The sequence below is a fragment of the Mycobacterium sp. 1423905.2 genome (assembly GCF_001673155.1).
Classification (GTDB): Bacteria; Actinomycetota; Actinomycetes; order Mycobacteriales; family Mycobacteriaceae; genus Mycobacterium.
Genome location: NZ_LZLE01000130.1, coordinates 25,371 through 49,340 on the forward strand (window position 1 = coordinate 25,371; position 23,970 = coordinate 49,340).

26 protein-coding genes are annotated in these 23,970 nt (G+C 64.5%); 13 read left to right on the forward strand and 13 right to left on the reverse strand.

All coding sequences use genetic code 11. From position 1 onward, the window contains the following. Window positions 1–2: 2 nt before the first annotated feature. On the reverse strand, window positions 3–779 hold the full coding sequence (locus A9W95_RS07275) for a hypothetical protein (protein WP_156746056.1): 777 nt from the start codon (window positions 777–779) through the stop codon (window positions 3–5). 137 nt (window positions 780–916) lie between these two features. Between A9W95_RS07275 and A9W95_RS07280 the strand changes: the two genes are divergently transcribed. The 3 genes from A9W95_RS07280 to A9W95_RS07290 are packed head-to-tail and all read left to right on the forward strand — an operon-like array spanning window position 917 to window position 4,835. Further along, complete coding sequence (locus A9W95_RS07280) at window positions 917–2,848, forward strand: NAD(P)/FAD-dependent oxidoreductase (protein ID WP_067410211.1); 1,932 nt, start codon at window positions 917–919, stop codon at window positions 2,846–2,848. Between the two features lie 10 nt (window positions 2,849–2,858). Then, window positions 2,859–3,884 carry a zinc-binding dehydrogenase gene (locus A9W95_RS07285; protein ID WP_067410213.1) on the forward strand — a complete coding sequence of 342 codons (1,026 nt, stop codon included), beginning with the start codon at window positions 2,859–2,861 and terminating at the stop codon, window positions 3,882–3,884. Window positions 3,885–3,902: 18 nt separating this feature from the next. Further along, window positions 3,903–4,835, forward strand: a complete 933-nt coding sequence (locus A9W95_RS07290) for a carbon-nitrogen hydrolase family protein (RefSeq protein WP_067410216.1) — start codon at window positions 3,903–3,905, stop codon at window positions 4,833–4,835. On the opposite strand, the gene A9W95_RS07295 is transcribed toward A9W95_RS07290, so the two are convergent. Both A9W95_RS07295 and dtd read right to left on the reverse strand, forming a co-directional pair. After that, a complete protein-coding gene (locus A9W95_RS07295) occupies window positions 4,807–5,727 on the reverse strand; it encodes a class I SAM-dependent methyltransferase (protein WP_067410217.1) in 921 nt (306 codons plus the stop codon). The two genes, A9W95_RS07290 and A9W95_RS07295, sit on opposite strands and share 29 nt — an antisense overlap. A 29-nt stretch (window positions 5,728–5,756) precedes the next feature. After that, window positions 5,757–6,188, reverse strand: coding sequence for a D-aminoacyl-tRNA deacylase (dtd, locus tag A9W95_RS07300; RefSeq protein ID WP_067410220.1), 432 nt, complete (start codon window positions 6,186–6,188; stop codon window positions 5,757–5,759). Window positions 6,189–6,228: 40 nt separating this feature from the next. Here dtd and A9W95_RS07305 point away from each other — a divergent pair, with 40 nt between their 5' ends. Further along, window positions 6,229–6,543, forward strand: a complete 315-nt coding sequence (locus A9W95_RS07305) for an MTH1187 family thiamine-binding protein (RefSeq protein WP_067410223.1) — start codon at window positions 6,229–6,231, stop codon at window positions 6,541–6,543. A gap of 20 nt (window positions 6,544–6,563) precedes the next feature. After that, entirely contained in the window at window positions 6,564–7,847 is a 1,284-nt protein-coding gene (locus tag A9W95_RS07310) for a competence/damage-inducible protein A (protein WP_067410226.1), read from the forward strand. Between the two features lies 1 nt (window position 7,848). On the opposite strand, the gene A9W95_RS07315 is transcribed toward A9W95_RS07310, so the two are convergent. Then, a complete protein-coding gene (locus A9W95_RS07315; RefSeq protein WP_156746057.1) occupies window positions 7,849–9,111 on the reverse strand; it encodes a sialate:H+ symport family MFS transporter in 1,263 nt (420 codons plus the stop codon). A gap of 71 nt (window positions 9,112–9,182) precedes the next feature. Between A9W95_RS07315 and A9W95_RS07320 the strand changes: the two genes are divergently transcribed. After that, the gene (locus tag A9W95_RS07320; RefSeq protein WP_067410228.1) at window positions 9,183–10,250 is read left to right on the forward strand and encodes an amidohydrolase family protein; all 1,068 of its coding nucleotides are present in this window, start codon (window positions 9,183–9,185) and stop codon (window positions 10,248–10,250) included. Between the two features lie 27 nt (window positions 10,251–10,277). Here A9W95_RS07320 and A9W95_RS07325 read toward each other — a convergent pair whose 3' ends face one another. Beyond that, window positions 10,278–11,060, reverse strand: a complete 783-nt coding sequence (locus A9W95_RS07325; RefSeq protein WP_067410231.1) for an enoyl-CoA hydratase/isomerase family protein — start codon at window positions 11,058–11,060, stop codon at window positions 10,278–10,280. A 227-nt stretch (window positions 11,061–11,287) separates the two neighbouring features. On the opposite strand from A9W95_RS07325, the gene A9W95_RS07330 reads away from it, so the two are divergent. Then, the gene (locus A9W95_RS07330; RefSeq protein ID WP_067410309.1) at window positions 11,288–11,710 is read left to right on the forward strand and encodes an anti-sigma factor antagonist; all 423 of its coding nucleotides are present in this window, start codon (window positions 11,288–11,290) and stop codon (window positions 11,708–11,710) included. 42 nt (window positions 11,711–11,752) lie between these two features. On the opposite strand, the gene A9W95_RS07335 is transcribed toward A9W95_RS07330, so the two are convergent. After that, window positions 11,753–12,226 carry a hypothetical protein gene (locus A9W95_RS07335; protein WP_067410234.1) on the reverse strand — a complete coding sequence of 158 codons (474 nt, stop codon included), beginning with the start codon at window positions 12,224–12,226 and terminating at the stop codon, window positions 11,753–11,755. Window positions 12,227–12,367: 141 nt separating this feature from the next. On the opposite strand from A9W95_RS07335, the gene A9W95_RS07340 reads away from it, so the two are divergent. Next, the gene (locus A9W95_RS07340; RefSeq protein WP_067410237.1) at window positions 12,368–12,679 is read left to right on the forward strand and encodes a hypothetical protein; all 312 of its coding nucleotides are present in this window, start codon (window positions 12,368–12,370) and stop codon (window positions 12,677–12,679) included. Between the two features lie 10 nt (window positions 12,680–12,689). On the opposite strand, the gene A9W95_RS07345 is transcribed toward A9W95_RS07340, so the two are convergent. Both A9W95_RS07345 and A9W95_RS07350 read right to left on the reverse strand, forming a co-directional pair. Beyond that, on the reverse strand, window positions 12,690–13,184 hold the full coding sequence (locus tag A9W95_RS07345; protein WP_067410240.1) for an SRPBCC family protein: 495 nt from the start codon (window positions 13,182–13,184) through the stop codon (window positions 12,690–12,692). Continuing rightward, window positions 13,184–13,813 (reverse strand): nitroreductase family protein, encoded by a 630-nt coding sequence (locus A9W95_RS07350; protein WP_067410242.1) that lies wholly within the window; start codon window positions 13,811–13,813, stop codon window positions 13,184–13,186. Before A9W95_RS07350 ends, A9W95_RS07345 begins: the two co-directional genes overlap by 1 nt. A gap of 194 nt (window positions 13,814–14,007) precedes the next feature. Here A9W95_RS07350 and A9W95_RS07355 point away from each other — a divergent pair, with 194 nt between their 5' ends. Both A9W95_RS07355 and A9W95_RS07360 read left to right on the forward strand, forming a co-directional pair. Next, window positions 14,008–14,706: a hypothetical protein gene (locus A9W95_RS07355; protein ID WP_067410245.1), complete on the forward strand. Its 699-nt coding sequence runs from the start codon at window positions 14,008–14,010 to the stop codon at window positions 14,704–14,706. Between the two features lie 4 nt (window positions 14,707–14,710). After that, window positions 14,711–16,156: a class I adenylate-forming enzyme family protein gene (locus A9W95_RS07360; protein ID WP_067410248.1), complete on the forward strand. Its 1,446-nt coding sequence runs from the start codon at window positions 14,711–14,713 to the stop codon at window positions 16,154–16,156. A 2-nt stretch (window positions 16,157–16,158) separates the two neighbouring features. On the opposite strand, the gene A9W95_RS07365 is transcribed toward A9W95_RS07360, so the two are convergent. Together A9W95_RS07365 and A9W95_RS07370 are read right to left on the reverse strand one after the other, a co-directional pair. Then, window positions 16,159–17,118, reverse strand: a complete 960-nt coding sequence (locus A9W95_RS07365) for a nitronate monooxygenase family protein (RefSeq protein WP_216638139.1) — start codon at window positions 17,116–17,118, stop codon at window positions 16,159–16,161. Between the two features lie 8 nt (window positions 17,119–17,126). Continuing rightward, window positions 17,127–17,519, reverse strand: a complete 393-nt coding sequence (locus A9W95_RS07370) for a tautomerase family protein (RefSeq protein WP_067410252.1) — start codon at window positions 17,517–17,519, stop codon at window positions 17,127–17,129. A 103-nt stretch (window positions 17,520–17,622) separates the two neighbouring features. Here A9W95_RS07370 and A9W95_RS07375 point away from each other — a divergent pair, with 103 nt between their 5' ends. Further along, complete coding sequence (locus A9W95_RS07375; protein WP_067410255.1) at window positions 17,623–18,504, forward strand: LysR family transcriptional regulator; 882 nt, start codon at window positions 17,623–17,625, stop codon at window positions 18,502–18,504. A 58-nt stretch (window positions 18,505–18,562) separates the two neighbouring features. Here the strand turns inward: A9W95_RS07375 and A9W95_RS07380 are convergent, their stop codons facing one another. The 3 genes from A9W95_RS07380 to A9W95_RS07390 are packed head-to-tail and all read right to left on the reverse strand — an operon-like array spanning window position 18,563 to window position 20,809. Continuing rightward, window positions 18,563–19,009, reverse strand: a complete 447-nt coding sequence (locus tag A9W95_RS07380; RefSeq protein WP_067410257.1) for an SRPBCC family protein — start codon at window positions 19,007–19,009, stop codon at window positions 18,563–18,565. A gap of 45 nt (window positions 19,010–19,054) precedes the next feature. Next, on the reverse strand, window positions 19,055–20,059 hold the full coding sequence (locus tag A9W95_RS07385) for a zinc-binding dehydrogenase (protein ID WP_067410260.1): 1,005 nt from the start codon (window positions 20,057–20,059) through the stop codon (window positions 19,055–19,057). 39 nt (window positions 20,060–20,098) lie between these two features. After that, window positions 20,099–20,809, reverse strand: a complete 711-nt coding sequence (locus tag A9W95_RS07390; RefSeq protein ID WP_156746058.1) for a hypothetical protein — start codon at window positions 20,807–20,809, stop codon at window positions 20,099–20,101. Between the two features lie 48 nt (window positions 20,810–20,857). Here A9W95_RS07390 and A9W95_RS07395 point away from each other — a divergent pair, with 48 nt between their 5' ends. After that, window positions 20,858–21,577 (forward strand): MBL fold metallo-hydrolase, encoded by a 720-nt coding sequence (locus A9W95_RS07395; protein ID WP_067410264.1) that lies wholly within the window; start codon window positions 20,858–20,860, stop codon window positions 21,575–21,577. Window positions 21,578–21,665: 88 nt separating this feature from the next. Next, window positions 21,666–23,966: an isocitrate lyase ICL2 gene (aceA, locus tag A9W95_RS07400; RefSeq protein WP_067410267.1), complete on the forward strand. Its 2,301-nt coding sequence runs from the start codon at window positions 21,666–21,668 to the stop codon at window positions 23,964–23,966. The last annotated feature ends 4 nt before the right edge of the window (window positions 23,967–23,970 follow it).

Below are 23,970 nucleotides of genomic sequence, written 5' to 3' on the forward strand. Positions count from 1 at the left end.
TCCTACAAAGACATTCGCGGACGGCCTCGGATCGCCCGGTAAACCACCACACCGATGCCGACCAACACGGCAAAGAGTAACGATTGAATGCCGTCGACCAGGAAGCTGTTGACGTCATAGGACCCGGCATCGCTCACACATTGAAATGCCACACTCGTGCCCGATTGTCCCGGCTTATAGCTGTACTGCGAAGTGTTGTAAGCCAACTCATGCGGGCTACTGCAGACGATCGGACTCATCCACAGCGCACTGGACGGGAACACCGCCGTCAATGCGGCCGCGCCACCGACGCACATACCAAGTACCCCGATGAACGCGCCGACCATTCCTCCCAACCGGTGCAACGTTGGCCGGAAGCGGGCAGTACGGAATTGTCCGAAGTCCTGCGGGTCCGGCGAGTGATACACGAGCGAAGACCCATGCCGCACGGTCACATTGGCATGCTGCAGAGCACCGTCGAGCTGTTCTTGTGACATGCCGGCATCGGCAGCGGCTCTCCGCAAAGCGTCTCGAAGTCGAGTCACTTCCTCCGCGCGAGGCCCCTCGAGCCCCGGCGACGCACCGGTGCGCATGCCCTCCAATAACTCATCGGCGAACTGCCGCGCGCGTTCGTCGTCAACCGGCGTGTGCGCTCGCGAGCCGTCGACGCTTTGGACCCGGTGCTGACCCGCCGCCGCTTTAGCCTCGGCCAGCTCGCGTTCCAGCTCTGCAATACGGCGTTCGTTCGCCAGCTGACGCTCCAGTTCGGCGATGCGCTGCTCGGGGTCGTCGTCGTTCATCAGCAGATAGTCCCACGACGGCGTCACGCTGACGAGACGCCCAACCCTCTTGATCCGCCTCAGCGGTCGGGGTAGCGTTAGCCGCGGCAATTACGACACCAGCAGTAGCGTAATTAGCTTTCGTCGAAGGGGAGTGCATGCGCAGCGTTTACGCCGGCCTGCCGTTCACCACCTCCACACCAGAGATCGCTGCCGCACTTGCCGATGTCAGCATTCCGACCCTGTTGTTGTCGCTCGTGCACATCACCGGAGACCCGCGATACATCCGCGACTTCAAGCAGATGGGCGTCTTTCTCAATGAGATTCAGGGTTTCATGTCTGAGGAGGACAAGGCGCGTGCACGGGCCACCGCGGTACCCATCATCGCCGACTATCGTGACCGAGGCTGCCCGGAAACGGAGCCGTTGAGCGCTGAGCTGATCAAGGAGATGATCGACTGGGCGGCCTGCGAGCAGGTTCCGGACCCTTATCTGCCGCTGGTCGAAGAAGAGATGGACCTGGCCGGGGTGGATCCTCGCCGACCATCACCGCTGCCGGCGCAACCCGCCTCCCAACTGCCCGTCGTGGTGATCGGCTGCGGCGAGTCCGGCATACTCGCCGGAATTCGCCTACAACAGGCCAACATTCCGTTCACCATCGTGGAGAAGAACGCCGGGCCCGGCGGCACGTGGTGGGAGAACACCTATCCAGGCGCCCGCGTCGACGTCGCCAACCACTTTTACTGCTACAGCTTCGAACCCAACCACGACTGGACCCATTTCTTCGCCGAGCAGTGGGAGCTGCGCGACTACTTCACCCGGGTTCTGGACAAGCACGGGCTGCGCGAACACGTGCGGTGGAACACCGAAGTCGTTGCCGCTGAATGGAACGACGACGACGGCGTCTGGATGGTGTCACTGCGCCACAACGACGGCCGTACCGAGACGGTGGCGGCGCGAGCCGTCATCACCGCCGTCGGGCAGCTCAACCGCCCCTCTCTCCCCGATTTCGAAGGCGCAGCCTCCTTCGAGGGCCCGTCGTTTCATTCCGCGCGGTGGGATCATTCCGTCGACCTGAGCGGTAAGCGTGTTGCTCTCGTCGGCGCCGGTGCCAGCGGTTTCCAGATCGCACCGGCGATCGCCGGAAAAGTCGAAACTCTCACGGTGTTTCAGCGCACCGCGCAATGGATGTTCCCGAATCCGATGTACCACGACGAAGTCGGTCCCGGCATGCGCTGGGCGATGCGGCACCTGCCGTTCTATGCGCGGTGGTACCGGTTCCTGGTGTTGTGGCCCGGCGCCGACAAAGGCCTCGATGCCGCGCGCGGCGATCCGCAGTATGCCGACCAGGACTACGCCGTCAGTGACATCAATGCCGCTGCCCGAATGATGTTCAGCCAGTGGATCACCAGCCAGATCGGTGAAGGCGATGAGCTGCTGGCCAAGGTGATGCCGGACTACCCCGCCACCGGCAAACGCACTCTGCAGGACAACGGCAGCTGGCTGCAAACCCTGCAACGCGACAATGTCGAGCTGGTGCGGACGGCGATCGAACGGATCACTCCGCGCGGCATCGTCACCGCCGACGGCGTGCACCACGACGTCGATGTCATCGTCTATGCAACCGGCTTCCGGCATACCGACGTGTTGTGGCCATTGAACATCCGGGGTCGCAACGGGATTGACCTGCGCGCCGAGTGGGGGAGTAGACCGTACGCCTACTTGGGAATCACCGTTCCGGACTTTCCCAATCTGTTCCTTCTCTACGGGCCCGGCACTCATCTTGCGCACGGAGGCAGCCTGATCTTTCAGTCTGAGTTGCAGATGCGCTACATCGACCAATGCCTCAAGCGGCTGGCGGAAGAAGACCTGCTGTCGATGGAACCGACGCGAGAAGCAGCAGCCGAGTGGCATCAGCGGACACAGGCCGAGATCAAGAAGATGGTGTGGTCACATCCGGCCGTCAAGCACTCCTACTTCAAGAACGCCGACGGCGAGATCCACACCGTCAGCCCGTGGCGCCTCGACGAATACTGGTCTGCGGTGCGCGAACCCGATTGGGACAAATACGTTCTGCGACAGAGGAAGTGAGCCCTGCACCATGCGCACCGTAGTCATCGACGCGCCGCGCAGTATCCGGGTCGAGCACCACCCAGACCCGGCACTGCCTGGCCCCGACGGAGCCGTCGTCGCCATCACCGCCGCGGCCATCTGCGGTTCTGATCTGCACTTCTATGAAGGTGACTATCCATTCAGCGAGGCGGTCGCGCTCGGTCACGAAGCCATCGGCACCGTCGTCGCGGCCGGACCTCAAGTGCGCAGCGTCGAGGTCGGCGACTCGGTCCTGGTGTCGTCGGTCGCCGGGTGCGGCGCCTGCCCGGGATGCGCCACGCGCGATCCGGTCATGTGCTTCTCGGGCTTGCGCATCTTCGGGTCCGGCGCTCTCGGCGGCGCTCAAGCCGATCTGCTCGCCGTGCCGGCCGCCGACTTTCAGTTGCTCAAGATCCCGGACGGCATCACCACCGAGCAGGCGCTGCTCCTCACCGACAACCTCGCCACTGGGTGGGCGGCGGCCCACCGGGCCGACATACCCTTCGGCGGCACTGTGGCGGTGATCGGACTGGGAGCCGTCGGTCTATGCGCGCTGCGAAGCGCCTACCTGCACGGTGCCGCAGAGGTGTTCGCGATCGACCTGGTGGACGGACGCCGACAGCGGGCGGCCGACTGGGGCGCCACGCCGATCACATCCCCGGCGGCCGAGGCCATCCTGGCCGCTACCGGCGGGCGCGGTGTCGACGCGGTGATCGATGCCGTGGCGACGGATGCGTCCTTGACCGACGCGCTCAACGCCGTGCGGCCCGGCGGCACCGTTTCGGTGGTGGGCGTGCACAATCTGCAACCTTTCCCTCTTCCGGCGCTATCGTGTCTGATTCGCAGCATCACGCTGCGGATGACCACTGCTCCGGTACAGCGCACCTGGCCGGAGCTGATCCCGCTGCTCAGGTCGGGCCGCCTGAACGTCGACGGGATTTTCACCACGACACTGCCGTTGGCCGAAGCCGCGAAAGGCTACGCCCTCGCCGAGTCGAGGACCGGTACGGACGTGAAGATACTGCTCACTCCGTAACCGTGCCAGCATGGTCGTATGCGTTGCGCCGCAATTCAGCTCAAGGCCGTGCCCGCCGATGTGGACGCCAACCTGGCCGCTGTCGAACGGCTCGTCGAACAGGCGGTTGGCGCGGGTGCCGAAACCATCGCGTTGCCCGAGTTCTTCACCACCGGCATCGGCTTCTGGCCGGAACTTGCCGAGGCCGCCCTGCCTCCCGATGGCAAAGCGACTGAGCTGCTGAGAAGCCTGGCCCGGCGGCACGGGGTGGTCATCGGCGGATCCTTACTGGTGCGGGACCCGGATGCGAATGTGCGAAATGCCTACCTGGTCGTCACAGCAGACGGCATCGCCGGCCGCCACGACAAAGACCTCCCGACCATGTGGGAGAACGCGTTCTACGTCGGCGGGCACGACGACGGCCTGATCGACGTGGCCGGCCTCACCGTCGGCGCCGCCGTGTGCTGGGAATTGATGCGCACCCAAACGGTGCGTCGGCTCCGTGGCCGCATCGATCTGGCAATGACCGGTTCGGGTTGGTGGTCGATTCCCAGCTGGCGACCGCGCGCCGGTTTCCGCCGGTTGGAGGCGCGCAATGCCTCAACCGCGTGGCGAGCCGCCGCATCCTTTGCAACCTACGTGGGTGCTCCGGTGCTGCACGCCGCGCACGTGGGCCCCTTGCGCTGCCGCATGCCCGGCTTACCGCTGAACTACCACGGCCGGTTCGAAGGCGGCACGATGATCGTCGCCGCCGACGGCACCATCGTCGGCCGGCGGGAAGCCGACGCGGGCGAGGGTGTCGTGGTCGCCGACATCGAAGTCGGCCGGCAGTCACCCACCCGGGAGCTTCCAAATGGATTCTGGCTGCACCCGCGCGGAGCAATCCCCGCCGCCGCGTGGCACTTTCAACGGCTACATGGCCGCCGGTATTACCGCCGGCGGGTCAACGCTGGGCAGTCCGTGTCGCCGTGATGTATTGCGAGCGCATGAAACTGTCGATCTTGACGTCGACTTCGGCCGGAGTCATGCCGTAGCCCGCCTGTAACTCCGGATTGGAGCGGACGGGCAGCACGTTCCACCCGTGTGCGGCCAGCCATTCTGCGGGATCGGTTTTGGTGTCATAGGTCAGCGCCGAAAAGTCGACAGTGCCCGACATGTCCACCCCAGGATGGCTGGTTTCCAGCGCGGCCAACTGCTCGTGGTCCAACCGCGATCCGAGCGCGCCGATGGCAAGCCGGCTGCCCGGGGCGCACAACTCGCTGATCCGATCGAACAGGGCACTCTGCGCATCGTCGGTCAGATAGGGCAATATCCCCTCCACCGACCATGCGCTGGGTGTGCGCGGGTCGAACCCAGCGCCTTTCAATGGCACCGACCAGTCGGTACGCAAGTCCGCTGCGACCTCACGCCGGATCGCATTCGGCGTTGCGCCGTGCTCATCGAGCACCCGGGCTTTGAATTCCAGCACCTTGGGTAGGTCCACCTCGTAAACCGTTGTCCGCGAAGGCCATGGCAGCCGATAAGCCCGCGAGTCGAGGCCCGCGGCGACGATGACCGCCTGAGAGATACCCGCATGGCCGGCGACGGTGAAGAAGTCGTCGAAGAACCGCGTCTGCACGCCGTACAGCCGGGGAAAGGTCGCCTCGTCCTCCGACGTTGCGGGGTTGGCCAACAGTCCGGTCAGATACGGGTCACCTGAGGCGTTGATGAAGAGCTTGGCGTATTCGTCGCGAACCAGCGGTTGTTCGCTCACCGCATGCAGCGCACGCCATCCCGCCACCAGCAGCGCGGTGTAGCCCACGCTGCTGACAATGTCCCACTGGTCGTCGTCGGAACGCAGCGAGCCGAACTCAGGTGTGGTCATCACTGCCAACCTACCCCCAGCGCCACGGCTCAGAGCTCCAGTAATACCGTCACCGGCCCGTCATTGACCAATGCGACTTGCATGTGCGCACCGAAGACCCCGGTTTCGACTTGTGCACCGAATCCCCGCAGTGCGTCGGCGAACACCGCGACCAGCGGCTCGGCAATGGCACCGGGCGCGGCCGCATTCCAGGACGGCCGCCGGCCTTTCGCGGTGTCGGCGTACAAGGTGAATTGGCTGACGACCAATATCGGTGCGTTGACATCCGATGCGGATTTCTCATCGGCCAGAATCCGCATCTTCCAGAGCTTCTCCGCCAGTCGCTGAGCCTGCTGAGCCTGATCGGTATGGGTGACACCGACGAATGCCAACAGACCTTGCCGCTGCGGCCGGATCGCACCGACCACATGCCCGTCGACCGACACCGCCGCCGATGAGACCCGTTGCACCAGAACCCGCATGGAGCTCGATGCTGCCAGGTCTAGTAGATAGGCTTATCGAGTGTCCTTGCTCGTCGCGTTCTCTGTCACGCCGTTGGGTGTGGGCGAGGGCGTCGGTGAGATCGTTGCCGACGCCGTGCGTGTAGTCAGAGAGTCCGGTCTGCCCAACAAGACCGATGCCATGTTCACCGTCATCGAAGGTGACTCCTGGGAAGAGGTCATGGGCGTGGTGCAGCGCGCCGTGGCCGCCGTGGCCGCTCGCGCGCCACGAGTGAGCACGGTGATCAAGGCAGACTGGCGCCCATCGGTCACCGACGCGATGACGCAGAAGGTGCAGTCCGTCGAGCAGCACCTGGCCACACCGCCGAACGCCTGAAAGCTGCCCTGCGTAGGCTCATGCCAGTGAGCGCACGCGCGGGGATCGTGGTCACCGGAACCGAAGTCTTGACCGGTCGTGTTCAGGACGCGAACGGTCCCTGGCTCGCCGATCGGCTACTCGAACTGGGCATCGAGCTTGCCCATATCACCATCTGCGGTGACCGCCCAGCCGACATCGAGGCTCAGCTGCACTTCCTGGCCGATCAGGGCGTGGATTTGATCATCACCAGCGGAGGACTGGGGCCTACTGCCGACGACATGACCGTTCCGGTGGTGGCACGGTTCTGCGGTCGCGAGTTGGTGCTGGACGACGAACTGGAGAACCGGATCGCCGAAATCCTCAAGTCCTTGATGGCTCGCAATCCGGGCTTCGACCCGGGAAACTTCGACTCGGTGCGTGCCGCTAACCGAAAACAGGCCATGATCCCGGCAGGAGCAGAGGTGATCGACCCGGTAGGCACCGCCCCCGGCGTGGTGGTTCCGGGCAAGCCCGCGGTGATGGTGTTACCCGGTCCGCCGCGTGAACTGCAACCGATGTGGAAAACGGCGATCCAGACACCGGCGGCTCAGCAGTCGATCGCCGGCCGGACGACCTACCGTCAGGAGACGGTGCGGATGTTCGGCCTGCCCGAGTCGGGACTGGCCGAGACGTTGCGCGCCGCGGAGGCCGCCATCCCGGGCTTCGATTCCCTCGAGATCACCACCTGCTTGCGGCGGGGAGAAATCGAGATGGTCACCCGATACGAGCCCGACGACGCAGCGGTGTACGCGGAATTGACCCAACTGCTGCGTGACCGCCATGGCGAGCAGGTGTTCTCCGAAGACGGCGCCCGGGTGGACGATCTGGTCGCGCGACTGCTGGCCGGCCGGCGCATCGCGACCGCCGAATCGTGTACCGCGGGACTGCTGGCGGCACGATTGACCGACCGGCCCGGGTCATCCGAATACGTGCTCGGCGGTGTGGTGTCCTACTCCAACGATGCCAAGTCGCAGCTGCTCGGAGTCGACCCGGCGCTGATCGAGGCCCACGGCGCGGTTTCGGAGCCGGTGGCCGACGCGATGGCGGTGGGCGCGTTGCAACGCTTCAGCGCCGATACCGCGGTGGCGATCACCGGGGTTGCCGGACCGGGTGGCGGGACCGCCGAAAAACCCGTGGGCACAGTGTCTTTCGCGGTCTTGTTGGACGACGGCCGCAAAGTCACCCGGACGCTGCGGCTGCCTGGAAATCGCTCCGATATCCGCGAACGCTCCACCACCGTGGCGATGCACTTGCTGCGGCGCACTCTGACCGCTCCGCGCTGAGTCACGTCGCTTGGGTTGGCAGGAAAGCGGTTTGGTCGGTGCCGAACCGGATTCCGGTGGCATCCCGGCCGACGAACGTCAATAAGGCGACCATCAACAACACTGGCACGATGGTCGCAGCCAAGGCGAACGGGTAGCCGTGAGATTCGGCCAGCCGCTCCTGTATCGGTAAATTGAACGCCGCTAGCAGATTTCCGAGCTGGTAGGTCACCCCGGGATAGAGACCTCGGATGGCGTCCGGAGACAGCTCGGTGAGATGCGCCGGAATCACGCCCCAGGCACCCTGGACGCAGACCTGCATCAGGAACGAGCCCAGACATAGCATCGCCGCACTGTGCGAATAGGCAAACAGCGGCACGATCGGCAACCCCAGCAGGGCGCAGAACACGACGGTGTAACGACGGCTGAACCGCTGGGAAAGCGTGCCGAAGAACAAGCCGCCCACGATGGCTCCGACGTTGTACACCAACACAATCCATTTAGCGGTCGCACTGGACAAACCGGCGCCGTGATTCGCGGTCGCGGTCAAGAACGTGGGGTAGACGTCCTGGGTGCCGTGGCTCATCCAGTTGAAGGCGGTCATGAGCAACACCAGGTAGAAGAACCGGCGTACGATCGCCCCTTCGCGCAGCACGTCCCGGATCCTGGTTTTGGTCAGTTCCATCCGGTTCTGCGCGGCTTCCCACACCTCGGATTCTTCGACCCGGTAACGGAGTAGCAGGCTGATCAACGCCGGAATGATGGAGAGGCCGAACAACCAGCGCCAGGACAGATTCAGCCAGTTCATCACCACCAGCGACGCCACCGTCGCCAGCAGGTAACCGAAGGCGTACCCCTCCTGCAGCAGACCGGAGAAGAAGCCGCGGCGCTGTGCGGGCACTTTTTCCATTGCCAGCGCCGCGCCCAGCCCCCATTCCCCGCCCATGCCGATGCCGTAGAGCAGCCGCAGAATCACCAGCACCGTGAAGTTCGGCGCGAAGGCGCACAGAAAACCGACCACCGAATAAAAGGCCACGTCGACCATCAGCGGGACCCGCCGACCGACCCGGTCGGCCCACAGTCCGAACAGGAGAGCGCCCACTGGACGCATGGCCAGGGTGGCGGTGGTGACGAAAGCGACTTCGGTCTTGCTGTGGTGGAAGGTCCTGGCGATGTCCGCGTAGACCAGCACCACGAGGAAATAGTCGAATGCGTCCATCGTCCAGCCCAGGAAGGCCGCGACGAACGAATTGCGTTGATCACTGGTCAACCGCTGTGTTGTCACGTCGACATCGTGCAGTACCCGATGGCGCAAGGCGACCCGGGGGGCCGCCGGCGGGAGTAAGTTGCGAATGCATGCGAATCATCGATGCCGATGGGCACGTCGCCGAGAATCCGACCCTGGCGATCGAAGCACTCCAGCGTTGGCCCGACCATGTCAAGCCCAGTACGGATAGACGGCTACGGCTGATGATCGAGGGCCGTAACTATCCCGAAGACCGCGGACCTGGCGCGGGTTGTCCGCCCGAGCACGGCATCACCAAGGCCCCGGACATTCACTGTTCGACCCCCGAAGGCGTGCTGGGCGACGCTGACCGCGACCACATCGACACCATGGTGCTGTATCCCAGTTTGGGTCTATGCGTCCCCACCCTCGAGGACCCCGACTTCGCGGCCGGATTCGCACGTCTCTACAACCAGTGGATTGCCGATTACTGCGCTCCGACCAACGGCAGGTTGCGTGGGGTCGGGGTGACCCCGATCGAACACGGCGAGGTGGCGATCGACGTCATGCGCGAAGCCAAGGGTCTCGGCCTGGTTGCGACGCTGGTGCCGCCGGCCCTTAAGACCCGCAACCTCGACCACCCCGACCTCGACCCGTTCTACGCGGCCGCTGTGGAACTGCAGATGCCGCTTGGCATTCACGGCGCGCCAGGCATCCACCTGCCCAAGATCGGAGTCGATCGCTTCACCAACTACATCCAGGTGCACTGCATCAGTTTTCCCTTCGATCAGATGACGGCGATGACCGCTCTGGTATCCGGCGGCGTCTTCGAGCGCCATCCGCAACTGCGGGTGGCCTTCCTCGAAGCGGGCGCGGGTTGGGTCCCGTTCTTCATCGATCGCCTGCACGAGCACTACGAGAAGCGCGGCGACTGGATCGAGCGAGGCTGGCGTCGCGATCCGCATGAGTATCTACAGGCGGGCAATATCTGGGTGACGTGCGAACCCGAAGAACCCATCTTGCCCGGAGTGATCGACGTGCTCGGTGACGAATTCATCATGTTCGCCAGCGACTACCCACACTGGGACGGCGAGTGGCCGGAGAGCACCAAGCATCTGCGTAATCGGCAAGACATCACCGAGACAGCGCGCGAGAAGATCGGCGGGCTGAATGCTCAGCGCTTCTACGCTCTGAATTGACTCCAGCGGCGCACTCGTCGACGGAAGCTAGCGCCCCTGCCAGCGGGGCGGCCGCTTCTCGGCGAACGCACGGGGTCCCTCTTTGGCGTCCTCGGTGGTGAAAATTCGGTCGCTGTGCCGGGTCTCGTTGACATAGGCATCCTCGAGGTCCAGCGCAAGGCCCTCGACGGCTGATTGCTTGGTGGCGAAGACCGCCAGCGGTGCGTTGGCCGCGATGCGCTCGGCGTAGTCGTAGGCGGTATCCAACAATTGGTGCGCGGGAACCACCTGGTTGATCAGTCCCATTGCCAGCGCCCGCTGCGCGTCCACCATGTCGGCGGTCAACAGCAACTCCATCGCGAGCGCATACGGCAGCTGCCGCGGCAGCCGCACGGTGCTGCCACCACCGGCGAATAGACCGCGCTTGGGTTCCATCACCGCAAAGCGCGCCTCGGGCACTGCCACTCGGATGTCGGTGCACCCGAGCATCTCGAAACCACCCGCGACACAAAACCCGTTGACCGCCGCCACAATCGGCTTGTACACCGGGAACCGGTGCAACACGGCGTGTATCGCATCCTCTTTGTCCCAGCCTTCAGGCTGCGGCAGCTCACCGGTCAACTCGGGAATGAACTTCTTGAGATCCGCACCGGTGCAGAAATCCTGCCCGACGCCGGTGACGACCGCGACCCACGCATCGTCGTCGTCGCGGAATGCGGCCCACGCGCGCGCCAGATCGCGAAAGTGCTCCATGTCAAGCGAGTTGCGCGCTTGGGGCCGATTGATGGTGATCGTGACAATGTGCGCACTCTTGGTGTAATCAATGCTCACGAGATTTGTCCGTTGTCGTCCATTTCGCCCAATTACGGTCGCCGGTTAGGTCACAATGTGTTGCCGTAGGGCCTTTGACGAGGCCGTCATTGACACCAGAAAGTCGTTGTCCACAGATGAGAATTGTCGTTTGGACATCCTAGGTTGTCAGGGACTGTTAGACATATGCTTAGTAACACGGGCTCATCGGCGATCACCGAACTCCTCGACGACGGGACATGCAGAACATGAAAACTGCCGCGGTCGGAACAACTTCGAGTCCACCGAGCAGGCGGCCCGGTTCGCAGCCCAGCGACCCGCACAGCGGTCTGCGATCGGTCACCGAGACCACCGGTTCTGCAGTCGTCGTGCATGTCGGTGGTGACGTCGACGCCAGCAATGAGGCCGTGTGGCGGCGTCTGGTGACCCGGAACGCGTCCGTCGCCATCGCGCCCGGCCCCTTCGTCGTCGACATCCGCGACGCCGAGTTCCTGGGCTCGTGCGCGTACGCCGTTCTGGCGCAGGAGTCGGTGAAGTGCGGCCGACGCGGCGTGAGTTTGCGCCTGGTTACCAGTCAGCCGATCGTGGCGCGGACCATCGCCGCGTGCGGACTGCGCCGGCTGCTGCCGATGTATACCTCTGTCGAGACCGCGCTGGCCCCGACCGGCTGATCGTCAGCAACTGACCGACGCGGCGCACCTCGCCAAGGCCACTCAGGGCACGTGCTGGCCGGTCGGGCCGAGCAGTCCGTTCAAGGCGCCGAGGTTCGCCTGCAATTGGCCACCCGCGGCCGGTCCGGGCAGCTCTGCGGGCGCCGGGGCGTCGGTGATCTGCCACGGCTGACAGCCGTCGGTCTTGAACGCCTTGTCGGTGGCCTCGATCTGCACGGTCTGGGGTTTCTTGCTGAGCGAGTTGTCGATGAGCGCGCCGTCCGGATTGCCCAGCCGCTTCCAGTAGCAGGTGCCGTTGGCGACGGGACCCGCGGTGCTGTAGGTACCCGGCGCGATGTCGGTGCCCACCGCGAACGTGCCGTCGTGATCGATCAGTGTCTTCGGCGCCGGAGAGGGAGTGGGCGCCGGCGTCGGATCCGCACTCGCCACACCCGCAGTCCCCGCCACACAACCAGCCGCGATCATGGCCGCGGCAGCGCCCCGGCCCGCAATCGAAGCCACTTCGGTTATGCGCATAATCCGTAGCTTACCTAGCTCAGCTTCCCTTTTCATACGGGTTCATATGGGTTCAGAAGGACAGCTAGGGCACTGCGCCGTTTTCGCGGCGACACAGGATGGGTAATACGCCGTGTAGACGGCGGCTCGTAAGGAGACATAATGCTGTGGCTGGCCATAACGCTGCTGGTGGTAAGCGTGGTGTCGTTCGCTTTGGGCTTGGTGCTCTTCACCAACGGCACCGGCGTCGCGCCGCATCGCCGGACCTCCGAGGATCCGACCGGGGTCAAGCGGGCCGCTGACCGAGTCGCCTGGCCGACTGTGTTTCGCCGGATGCCCAGCAGCCTTGCGGTCTTGATGAGTGAGAAGTCGGCGCGCCACGAGCGGATCGCCGCCGCCGGATCGCTGTGTGTGATGATCGCCGTGATAGCCGCAGTTGTTGCGGTACTGGCCTTGCTGGCGGCATTCGTCTGAGGAATTCCGGTCAGGTCAGCCGACGTACTTGACCGGCATAACCGAGGGCATGTTCGTACGTTTCGAGATTGTCCCGGGAGATCTTCGCGTGGACTGGACGTTCCAATAAGAATCGCAGCACCGGGTTGTAGGCGTGATATGTCTCGTGGAACGTCAAAACGGTGCTGCCGTCGGGCTGCTCGTCGAGCCGGTGATATCCCTCGGCGCGCGACCACAACGGTTTGCCGATCGCCACATACCGCGACAACTGGTTGAGCCGAGCTTCGGTGACGGTTTCCCACGAACGCCCGATTCCGCCGGAGAGCAGGTACTTGGGCACCGGGAAGACGCAGGTGCGAACCAGGCCTTCGCCGGCTTCGTCGCCCTCGTTCAGGATTTCCATGCTGCCCGTCGGCCACTTGAGGACACGCGGCCGTGGCGAATTGGGCGGCGCCGGTGGGTGCAGGACTTGCCACACCTTCTTCGGGGGCGCGTCGACGTGGAAGCGCACGGTATAGGACTGCATCAGCGTTCTCCCCAGCTATCCCAGTAGGTGATCGTCTCCGCCGGCGGGCGCGTGGCCGGCCGGAAGTCTGTGCCGAGTGTGTACGCCACCGGAAACAGCGCGGCTTGGGTGACCGTCGGGGGGATGCCGAGCAACTCGCCGACCTCGCGCTCCTTGGCCAGATGCATCGTCGTCCATACCGAACCCAGCCCGCGTGACCGTAACGCAAGCAGAAAGCTCCAGCCGGCCGGGATGATCGAGGCCCACGCCGAGGCAGACACCACAAGATTGCTCTCGTCAATGCGGCGATTCAGGCAGGGAATGACGTGCACGGGCACCTGAGCCAGGCGCTGACTGAACTCCATAGCGCTTTGGTAGACGCGTTTGGTCTGCGGGTCCGAAGCGGTGTCGGCGGCGTGGGCAAGATATTGCGCGCCGATGCCGCGGTAGATGTCACCGATAGCCGCGCGTTTGTCGGCGTCGGTGATGATCAGCCATCGCCAGTCTTGTGCATTGGACGCGGTGGGCGCCTGCATAGCCAGCCGGATACATTCGAGGATCACCTCCCGACTTACCGGCCGAGTGAGGTCGAGTCGTTTGCGTACCGACCGCGTGGTGCTGAGGAGTTCGTCGACCGAATCGATGTCCACTTGTCTGTTCCCATTCGTCAACCCGCTGCCTGCTACCCCGGGTTACCTAGACGAGAGAACCAGACGCCCGAGTCCGTTGTCCAGGCTGCCAATTGCGCACGTGTACACCCTGGCGCCGACACCAAGAACGGCCGAGATAACGTTCAGTGAACGTGGGCGTTCAGAAAAAAGCGTCCCCAAGGGAGGTTCTCGGCGTGCTGTTCCTGCACGAGGTACACAAAGTGCGCGGGCGCGCTGAAGAAGAGTTCGAAGCGGCGTTCCGCAAAGGCTGGATGCCGCTGCTGGCCGGCGGCAACGACGCTCGCTTGCTGTGGTACGCACACCACGCCCAGGGCAGCGGTCCCTCCTACACCGTGCTGACCGTCACCGCCATCAAGGATGGGGCGGCTTGGGAGCGTTTGGCGTTGCGGGTGCAAAAAGGCGACCTGCACGAGTGGATGCGCGGCGTCGACGAACTGCGCCACGAAGTCCACGCCAAGCTACTGATGCCGCTGCCCTGGTCGCCGATTCAAGACGTGGCTTTTGCAGACATCCCCGTGGACGGACGAGAGCACGAGTTGAGCTTGTACATGGAAGACACCATGTGGCCGTATCAGGACAAGTTCGACGAATACATCGGGCGCTGCGGGGAGGTGTACGCCCGCAGCATGGAGCGCTCGTCGTCAATGCTGAAGATCGAGGCGGCGTTTCAGCCCGCGCTGGGCAGTTACCAGCGCCGCGAGGTGTCGTTGATGCAGCGCATCAACCGGCCCGAAGCGCTGCTCGACTTGCTGCGCACTCACATGGCCCCCGAACATCGCACTCCCGGCACGTGGATGTACGACGCGTTGGACCTGCGCGATCAGTGGACCAGCCGCCTGTTGCGCACCTCGGCGTGGTCACCGCTGTACTAGACCTATGAACATCGGCACGCTTATCGACGCCGCGGCCTCCGGCGACCCCGCTCGGACCGCGCTCATCATCGACGGCCGCGAGATCAGTTACGGCGAACTCAGCGAGGCGGTTCATCGGTGCGCCGCCGAGTTGGCCAACAAAGGCGTCGGCGAAGGTGATCGCGTCGCGGTGATCGACGCGGGCAGTTTGCTGTCGATCGCGACGGTGTTGGGGGCGGCCCGCATCGGAGCCGCAGCGGCGCTGTTGAATCCGGCGCTTACCGCGCCGGAACTGCGCGGGCTGCGAGCCAATGCCCGTTGTTGCGGGGTCGCCGTAGCCGGTGACGCCTACCTCGACCGGGTGGCCGCGTCGGGCGCACCAACCGTACTGGCCGAAGCGGACCTGCTGGACAACGGCGAAGCGCCAGAAGTCCCTGCGGCCCCGGACGATGACGCGAGAACGGCCCTGTTGCTGTTCACCAGCGGCACGACCGGCCTCCCTAAAGCGGTGGACATCGCCAGTCGACAGCTCACCATGCGGATTGGCCGGATGTCGCTGCCCTTTCATCCTGAGACACCCCCGACCATCGGAATGATGTGCGTCCCGTTCTTCCACATCGGCGGGGCCATCGGCCTGCTCGGCAGTCTGTACTCCGGCAATACCGTGGTGATACAGCAGCGGTTCGACGCTGGGCAGTGGTTACGCCTGGTGTCGCACCATCGAGTGACCGGCATGTTCCTGGTGCCGACGATGTTGCAACGCATCCTCGATCACCCTGACTTCGCCACTACCGACCTGACATCGCTGGCGGCGATCGCGTACGGAGCCGCGGCCGCACCCATGGCCCTGGTGCATCGTGCAATGGCCGCGCTGCCGAATGTCGCATTCGCCAACGTGTTTGGGCAGACCGAGACGCTGGGCGCTTACACGACGCTGCTGCCTGATGAACACCGCGACCCACTACGAGCGGGTTCTGTCGGAAGGCCTCTTCCAGGAGTGCAAGTGCGGGTGGTTGACCCCGAGACGGGCGTCGACGTCGCGGCCGGCGCGGTCGGCGAACTGTGGGTCAACACCAGTCAAAACGCCGTTGCCGGTTGGGTGCACACCGGGGATCTTGCCCGCCAGGATGCGGACGGCTACATCTATCCGGTCGGGCGGATGCGAGACACCATCAATCGCGGTGGGGAGAAGTTCGGGCCCATCGAGGTCGAGGAGGCGCTGGGTTCACATCCTGCGGTCCGCGACGTCGCCGTTGCCGGAATCGCCGACGAGGAGATGGGTCAGCGAGTGGGCGCCGCGGTGGTGGCACGCAGCCCGGTGACACTTGCGGAGTTGCGCGAGCATTGTCGTGCGGTGATCGCGTATTTCAAGCTGCCTGAGCGGCTGGCGATCGTCGACGAAATACCCTATAGCGCCACCGGGAAGGTGAATCGCGAGCGGATCGCCGCACTGATCACCGGCACCGCCTGAGGTCAGCGATTCAAGATCTTCGCGGCGTCGCGGACCATCTGACTGATGATGTCGGCTGTCGGGCGAACATCGCGCACTCGGCCTATCGCCTCGCCAACCAGCATCGTCACCACATCGAAATCCTCAGCCGCAACCGCCTTTTGGTAAGCGGCGAGGGTCGCCGGCAACTGGTCCAACAGTTGCGCCTCGTTGTCATGCCAGGTGTCGATCAGTGCGTTGCGCACAAGTCGGGCGTTGTAGGGCGCCGACCAAGTGCGTTGCCGGACCACGTCGTACACCGTTGTGCGAATTGTGTCGTCGCCGCTGGCCAGGAGGGCCCGCTGCTGAGCGCGCGGCGACACCAGCGCCTCGGCGCTGGCCCAGAATCGGGTGCCAACCAGGGCGCCGTCGGCCCCCAGCGCCAGTGCCGCCGCGAGGCCACGGCCATCGGCGATGCCACCGGCGGCGACCACCAGCGTTTCCGGGAAGCGCTCGGCGACAAGGTCAACGACATCTGGTACCAGCGTGAAGGTGGAGCGCACACTCATCCCATGCCCGCCCGCCTCGGTCCCTTGCGCGACAACAATTTTCGCGCCGGCGGCCACCGCCTCACGGGCTTGACCGAGCGTTTGCACCTGTGCCGTGAGCGGAATACCGGCCGCGTGGATGCGGTCGGCGAACGGGCGCAGGTCACCGAACGACAGCATGACGGTGGCCGGTTGCTGCTCCAGGGCGAGCTCGAGCAAGTCGGGATGCTCGGCGAGACTCCAAGTGATGAAGCCGTATCCGACGCGCGCGCCGCCGGTTTCACCGATCTGAGCGGTGACCCAGTCGCGGTTGCCGTACCCCCCGCCGATGAGGCCCAGCCCGCCCGCTGCGGTTACCGCGGCGGCTAGCCGACCGCCCGCGACTTCGGCCATCGGTGCCAGCAAGATCGGTTGTTCGATCCTGAGATATTCCGTGAGACGGGTCGACAGGGACACAGACGGACTCACTTGAGTTCTCCGGTCAGGAATTGCGCTCGGCCATGTCCGAAAGACCAATCCTCGTCACCGTTTTCGGTGACCGAAATGATGAGATCGGCTGGGTCGAGGCCGCACCGCTCGGCCAGATTGGCGGCCACGAGTTTGTAGAACCGCTCCTTGAGCTCCTTGCGGCGGCGCCTGCTCACCACGTGCACGATGACCAGCCGCGCGGAACGTTGGATGCCCAAGCCGGTATCCAAGGCGACGACCTCGTGTGCTGGGTGGGTGCGCACTACCTGGTAACGGTCCCGGTCGGGCACTCCGAAGGCTTCCACCACGGCGTCGTGAACCGCGTCCAGCAACACGCCCACCTCCGCCGGCGTTCGGCCCTCGATCAAATCGACATACAACAGCGGCATTGTGCCACCTCCAGGTCTTTCGTTCGATGTCTGCACCACCGACGTTAGGTCCGTCTTGGACGGGTGTGAAATGCCCGTTGTCATGCATCTATGCTTGTCAGGCATGGACGGTAGTCACAGTGGCCGAATCGAGCTGCGGCACCTTCGAGTGTTCGAGACGGTGGCGCGAAATCGGTCATTCACCCTGGCGGCCGCCGAGCTCAACATCACTCAGCCCGCGCTGACCCGAACCATTCAGCAACTGGAAGACGCGTTGTCGGTCAGCTTGCTGGAGCGCAGTTCGCGGCGCGTGGAGACCACTGCCGCCGGGCGCACGTTTCTCGACCATGTGGAACGGGTTCTCGCTGAGTTGCAACGCGGCTTCGACGCGGTGCGTAACCAGGCGAGCATCCGCCTTGGCTTCAGCTGGCTGTTGCCCGACCCGTGGGCACAGGACACCGTCGCCCGATTCGAACAATCCACCGGTATCCGGGTCGTTCTGGTCCGCACTGACGATGCGTTGGGTGCGGTGCAGCAGGGCAAGGTCGATGCCGCGGTGGTACGCGGGCAGATCACCTCCACAGCGGTGCGCATCGTCCACCTCTTCGACGAGTCGCGGGTAGCGGTGTGTTCCGTGCACTCGCCGCTGGCCGGCGAGCGCGAACTGCACTGGTCTGAGGTGCCCAACTGGCCGCTGGTGGTCAACACCACCAGCGGCACCACAGGACCGTGGTCCTGGCCTACCGAGGGCGGGCCGCAAACCGTGGTCGAGACAACGAATTTCGACGAGTGGATCGAGTCCGTCGCCGCCGGCCGCGGCATCGGCGTCATTCCCGACGTCGCAGTCCGGCGCAACATCCATCCGGGAGTTCGATTTATTCCTTTGCGTGGGGCGCCCAAAAGTGCTGTAGTGCTTGCCTTCTTGCCGCGTGCGCACAACGCCGTGTTGCGCCGCTTCGTCGAGGCGGCGGTAAGCAGCGTGAATGCGTATGCGAGCGAGTCTTAAGGCACCACCATAGGCGCCGATCCGTCTGGGGCCGGTGTGAGTGAGGCGAATTGCCGCGCTAACTGGCGCCTTTCTTCACCTTCAAAACCCGCTTGCGCAGACCCTCCGTGGCAGTGTCCATCAGCCCCTTGGAGCCTCTCTTGATCAGGAACCCCGGAACCGGCACGGTCGGATCGACGGTGAGCTCGAAGCGCACCCGGGTGGCGTCGCCTTCCGGGGTCAGCGTGTAGCGACCATCTTGTGCGCGTTGCTGTTTGGCGCTTACCAGTGTCCAGCTGACCCCGTCGTCATGGACCGTGTAGTCCAGCACCTGCTCGTCACTGACGCCCACGATCTTGACGACTTGGCGGGACTTGGTCGGACGACCCTGGTCGTCGCGTTCCAGTATCTCGATTTTCTGATGCGCCGAAGACCACTCGGGCAGCGCTTCCAAGTCGAACAAGACGTCCATGATCTCGTCGGGGGTTGCTTCGATGACGACTTCGCGGGACTCGGTGACAGCCATGCCGGAAACATAACCCGGGCCGCCGGAGCTGAAACCATCGGTCCGCTACGGCACCAGCACGACTTTGCCGATGTTCTCCCGCGCCGCCAAGATCCGATGCGCCTTCGGTGCCTCGGCAAACGGCACGGCCGCATGGACCAGGGGAGAGACCGTGCCGTCGTTGAGTGCTTCGGATAGCGGCGTGATCCACGGCTTCAGCGTGCCGCGGTCGTCCCAGAGTCGCAGCATGTTGAGGCCGATTACGGTCTTCGACTCCTGAAGTTGGTCGAGCAAGCTGAACCCTCGCAGCATCGCCAGGGCATGGGGAGTGGCCGTGCGCAAGGAGCGCTTCTCGCCCTGCTGCATATTCGAGATGCCGTAGCCGACCAGCCTGCCGCCCGGGCGCAGCAGCTGATAGGAGCGGCGCAGCGACGTCCCGCCCAGCGCGTCGAGAACGACGTCGTATGGGTCCAGGCCCTTCCACCAGCCGTCTCGGCGGTAATCGATCGCCCGGTCCACACCGAGTTCGGCTAACTTGGCATGCTTTGCCGGCGACGCCGTGCCGTGCACTTGGGCGCCGGCGGCCTTCGCGAATTGAATCGCAGCGATCCCGACCCCACCGGCCGCCGCGTGGATCAGCACCCGCTCGCCGGCGCGCAGCGACCCGTAACCGTGCAGCGCAGCCCATGCCGTCGCGTAGTTGACCGGAACTGCTGCGCCTTGCTCGAAACTCATCGCGTCGGGAAGGGCTACCGCATCGGCCGCGGCGACGTTGACTTTTTCGGCGTAACCGCCGAATCTCGTTCCGGCAAGCACTCTTTGACCGACGTAATCCCCGTCGACATTGTCCCCGACGGATTCGACCGTCCCCGCGACTTCATAACCCACTACGGCGGGCAGCTTTGGTGCGTCTGGGTAGAGCCCCACCCGCGCCAGGTGGTCAGCGAAGTTCACTCCGGCAGCGCGAACGGCGATGCGCAACTGCCCGCGACCGGGTGGCGGCGGCTCAGGGCGCTGCTGCACCTGCAGGACCGACGGGTCACCGTGCTTGGTGATCACGACTGCGCGCATACCTTCTCCTTCACCGCGGTGCACACCAAAGTGGTTGTGTTACTTGCCGGCAAACCACGCCGTCACGACCGAACGCGTCTCCGGTGGGGGCAGGTGCGGCTCGCCGGAACCAAGCGATCCGATCTGCACGGTCCACAACGCCCGTGATCGATCAATTGCCGACGCCTTGCCATCCGACCTGACTGGGACCAGAACGGCCGGGTTGTCGTCGGGGCAACCATAGGCGCCGACGAGGCCGTCGTCGCGGCCGCCCCAGGCGCCCCCGTTGCGGAGCCGACATTGCGTGCCATCGTCCAGCAAGAGCGCGAAGGGCGAGGGTGTCGACGGCGGCTGCGCCCGCCCGAGAGGGGCGGTGGTCACCCGATGCAAACCCCTCGCCCATGGGTCGTTGACACACAACAGTGATCCCGGCGTCGACGGCCAACACACGTCGGCGGCCGCCGCGCTGGGTGCGCACGCATAGATGTCGGCGGCTACCGCCGCCGGCGACTCAACACATCCGAAGACGTCGGCGACGTTGGCCGGGGCCGACGAGAGTTCCTGGTAGCCGTTGGCCGGTTTGCCCGTTCCATCCACTGCCACCACCGTGATGATCTGCGTTCCTTTCGGCGCAACCGACGGGCTGACAGTCGGTGGTGCGGCGACCTGACCACCGGTCACGCGCCAATGCAGAACAGACCAGGTCGTTGCCAGAATGATGAGGAGGACTCCGACCGCCATGCCGACCCACCGCCAGGATCTATGCGCCATGGCCGAATCGTACTGACCGCTTCTACCAGAGCGGTTACGTTCTGGCTTGTGCGATACCGGTGGGAGCAGCTAGCCGACGGCGTTCATCGTTGTCGGCTGGCGTTCTGTGATGTCACGGTCGGTCTGGTCTGGGGAAGCACTGGGGTGCTGTTGATCGACACCGGCAGCGCACTCACCGAAGCCGCCGCGATCGACGCCGATGTTCGGCAGCTAGCTGGCCGTGCAGTGACCCATGTTGTGTTGACTCACAAGCATTTCGACCATGTACTGGGCTCCTCGCAGTTCACCGACGCGGAAATATATTGCGCGCCAGAGGTTCTCGACTACCTCGTGTCGGGCAAAGACGAGTTGCGCGCTGATGCATTGCGCCACGGCGCGGACGCGACCGAAGTCGACCGGGCCGTCGCGGCGCTGCAGCCACCCAGCTGCGGGGTGCAGGACGCCGTCGTCGACCTAGGCGGCCGGACCGCCCGGGTGACCCATCCGGGCCGGGGCCACACCACATCCGACCTGATTGTGGTCCTACCCGGCCGGCGCCTGGCGAACGAGCCGACGGTGGTGTTTACCGGTGATCTCGTCGAAGAGTCCGCCGACCCGTGTGTCGACGAGGACTCCGATCTGGCGGCCTGGCCCGCAACGCTCGATCGGATGTTGGCAACCGGCGGCAACGAGGCGATCTACGTCCCGGGCCACGGGCGAGCCGTGGACGCGAGTTTCATTCGTTCTCAGCGCGATTGGCTAGGCGGCCTAGGGACTTCGGATAACTGACCCGCGGCCGGTAGGGTGATTTAGCTCACTTGATCGGGGCTACACTCGGTCAGTCAGGGGAATCGGGGCGAAGAAGGAGCGTAGGGCCATGGCCATCGCCGAAACGGACACTGACGTCCAATCACCCTTCGAGCAGCAATTTCAGCGGGACGTGGCCGCCACGCAGGAATACTTCGACAGCCCACGCTTCGACGGGAAAATCCGGCTTTATACCGCCCGCCAAGTCGTCGAGCAGCGCGGCACGATCCCCAACGACTACACCGTGGCTCGTGAAGCGGCAGGTCCGTTCTATGAGCGTCTGCGCGAACTGTTCGCGGCCGGCAAGAGCATCACCACCTTCGGCCCGTACTCACCGGGTCAGGCCGTGACCATGAAGCGGATGGGCATCGAGGCCATCTATCTGGGCGGGTGGGCCACCTCCGCCAAGGGCTCAACCAACGAAGATCCCGGACCGGACCTGGCCAGCTATCCACTCAGCCAAGTGCCCGATGATGCCGCGGTGCTGGTGCGTGCGCTGCTCACCGCCGACCGCAATCAGGAGTATCAGCGGCTGCACATGAGTGAAAGCCAGCGTGCCGTGGTGCCGAATTACGACTTCCGGCCGTTCATCATCGCCGACGCGGACACCGGTCACGGTGGTGATCCGCACGTGCGCAACCTGATTCGCCGCTTCGTCGAGATCGGCGTGCCGGGGTATCACATCGAAGACCAACGTCCGGGCACCAAGAAGTGTGGCCACCAAGGCGGAAAAGTGCTGGTGCCTTCCGATGAGCAGATCAAGCGTCTGAACGCCGCCCGTTTCCAGCTCGATGTCATGCGGGTGCCGGGCATCATCGTCGCCCGTACCGACGCCGAAGCGGCCAACTTGCTTGACAGCCGTGCCGACGAGCGCGACCAGCCCTTCCTGCTCGGCGCCACCAACCTCAACATTCCGTCCTATAAAGCCTGTTTCCTGGCGATGATGCGGCGGTTCTACGAGTTGGGTGCCAAAGAACTCAACGGTCATCTGCTTTATGCGATGGCCGAAGACGAGTACGCCGGCGCCACTGCCTGGCTCGAACGCCAGGGCATCATGGGCGTGATCTCCGACGCGGTCAACTCTTGGCGAGACAACGGCCAGGAGAACATCGACGACTTCTACGACCAGGTGGAGTCCCGGTTCGTGGCGGCCTGGGAAGACGACGCCGGATTGATGACCTACGGCGAGGCTGTCGCCGACGTACTGGCGTTCGGGGAGAGCGAAGGTGAACCGGTCGGCATGAGCGCCGAAGAGTGGCGGCAGTTCGCCAGCCGGGCCTCGTTATTCTCCGCTCGCCAGAAGGCGAAGCAGATGGGCGTCGATCCGGGATGGGACTGCGAGTTGGCCAAAACTCCCGAGGGCTACTACCAGATCCGCGGCGGCATCCCGTATGCCATCGCCAAGTCGTTGGCTGCGGCACCGTTTGCCGACATCCTTTGGATGGAGACCAAGACCGCCGATCTGGCCGACGCGCGCCAGTTCGCCGAGGCGATCCATGCGGAGTTTCCCAACCAGATGCTGGCATACAACCTGTCACCGTCGTTCAACTGGGACACCACCGGCATGACCGACGAGGAAATGCGCCAGTTCCCCGAGGAATTGGGGAAGATGGGCTTCGTTTTCAACTTCATCACCTACGGCGGGCACCAGATCGACGGTGTTGCCGCCGAGGAGTTCGCCGGCTCGCTGCGCCAAGACGGCATGCTCGCGCTGGCACGTCTGCAACGCAAGATGCGCCTGGTCGAGTCGCCGTATCGCACGCCGCAAACGTTGGTCGGCGGGCCGCGTAGCGATGCGGCGCTGGCGGCCTCTTCGGGCCGGACGGCGACGACCAAATCCATGGGCAAGGGCTCGACTCAGCACCAGCACCTGGTACAGACCGAGGTGCCCAAGAAGTTGCTGGAGGAGTGGCTGGCGCTGTGGAGCGATCACTACCAGCTGGGCGAGAAGCTGTCGGTGCAGTTACGTCCTCGCCGCCCTGGCTCGGATGTGCTCGAATTGGGGATTCACGGCGCTAACGGCGAGCAGCTGGCCAATGTGGTCGTCGACCCGATCAAGGACCGGCATGGGCGCAGCATTCTGCAGGTGCGCGACCAGAACACCTTTGCCGAGAAGTTGCGCCAGAAGCGGCTGATGACCCTGATTCACCTCTGGTTGGTACATCGATTCAAGGCCGATGCGGTGTATTACGTATCGCCGACCGAGGACAACTTGTATCAGACCTCAAAGATGAAGTCCCATGGCATTTTCAGCGAGGTGTACCAGGAGGTCGGTGAAATCATCGTCGCCGAGGTGAACCGCCCGCGGATCGCCGAGCTGCTGACTCCCGACCGCGTGGCGCTGCGCCGGCTGATCACCAAAGAGGATTAGCGCC

Bases quoted from the DNA above. Each gene is read 5' to 3' on its own strand.
- A9W95_RS07275 (WP_156746056.1), bottom strand. From the start codon at position 779: ATGAACGACGACGACCCCGAGCAGCGCATCGCCGAACTGGAGCGTCAG.
- A9W95_RS07280 (WP_067410211.1), top strand. From the start codon at position 917: ATGCGCAGCGTTTACGCCGGCCTGCCGTTCACCACCTCCACACCAGAG.
- A9W95_RS07285 (WP_067410213.1), top strand. From the start codon at position 2,859: ATGCGCACCGTAGTCATCGACGCGCCGCGCAGTATCCGGGTCGAGCAC.
- A9W95_RS07290 (WP_067410216.1), top strand. From the start codon at position 3,903: ATGCGTTGCGCCGCAATTCAGCTCAAGGCCGTGCCCGCCGATGTGGAC.
- A9W95_RS07295 (WP_067410217.1), bottom strand. From the start codon at position 5,727: ATGACCACACCTGAGTTCGGCTCGCTGCGTTCCGACGACGACCAGTGG.
- dtd (WP_067410220.1), bottom strand. From the start codon at position 6,188: ATGCGGGTTCTGGTGCAACGGGTCTCATCGGCGGCGGTGTCGGTCGAC.
- A9W95_RS07310 (WP_067410226.1), top strand. From the start codon at position 6,564: ATGCCAGTGAGCGCACGCGCGGGGATCGTGGTCACCGGAACCGAAGTC.
- A9W95_RS07320 (WP_067410228.1), top strand. From the start codon at position 9,183: ATGCGAATCATCGATGCCGATGGGCACGTCGCCGAGAATCCGACCCTG.
- A9W95_RS07330 (WP_067410309.1), top strand. From the start codon at position 11,288: ATGAAAACTGCCGCGGTCGGAACAACTTCGAGTCCACCGAGCAGGCGG.
- A9W95_RS07335 (WP_067410234.1), bottom strand. From the start codon at position 12,226: ATGCGCATAACCGAAGTGGCTTCGATTGCGGGCCGGGGCGCTGCCGCG.
- A9W95_RS07340 (WP_067410237.1), top strand. From the start codon at position 12,368: ATGCTGTGGCTGGCCATAACGCTGCTGGTGGTAAGCGTGGTGTCGTTC.
- A9W95_RS07345 (WP_067410240.1), bottom strand. From the start codon at position 13,184: ATGCAGTCCTATACCGTGCGCTTCCACGTCGACGCGCCCCCGAAGAAG.
- A9W95_RS07360 (WP_067410248.1), top strand. From the start codon at position 14,711: ATGAACATCGGCACGCTTATCGACGCCGCGGCCTCCGGCGACCCCGCT.
- A9W95_RS07370 (WP_067410252.1), bottom strand. From the start codon at position 17,519: ATGCCGCTGTTGTATGTCGATTTGATCGAGGGCCGAACGCCGGCGGAG.
- A9W95_RS07375 (WP_067410255.1), top strand. From the start codon at position 17,623: ATGGACGGTAGTCACAGTGGCCGAATCGAGCTGCGGCACCTTCGAGTG.
- A9W95_RS07380 (WP_067410257.1), bottom strand. From the start codon at position 19,009: ATGGCTGTCACCGAGTCCCGCGAAGTCGTCATCGAAGCAACCCCCGAC.
- A9W95_RS07385 (WP_067410260.1), bottom strand. From the start codon at position 20,059: ATGCGCGCAGTCGTGATCACCAAGCACGGTGACCCGTCGGTCCTGCAG.
- A9W95_RS07390 (WP_156746058.1), bottom strand. From the start codon at position 20,809: ATGGCGCATAGATCCTGGCGGTGGGTCGGCATGGCGGTCGGAGTCCTC.
- aceA (WP_067410267.1), top strand. From the start codon at position 21,666: ATGGCCATCGCCGAAACGGACACTGACGTCCAATCACCCTTCGAGCAG.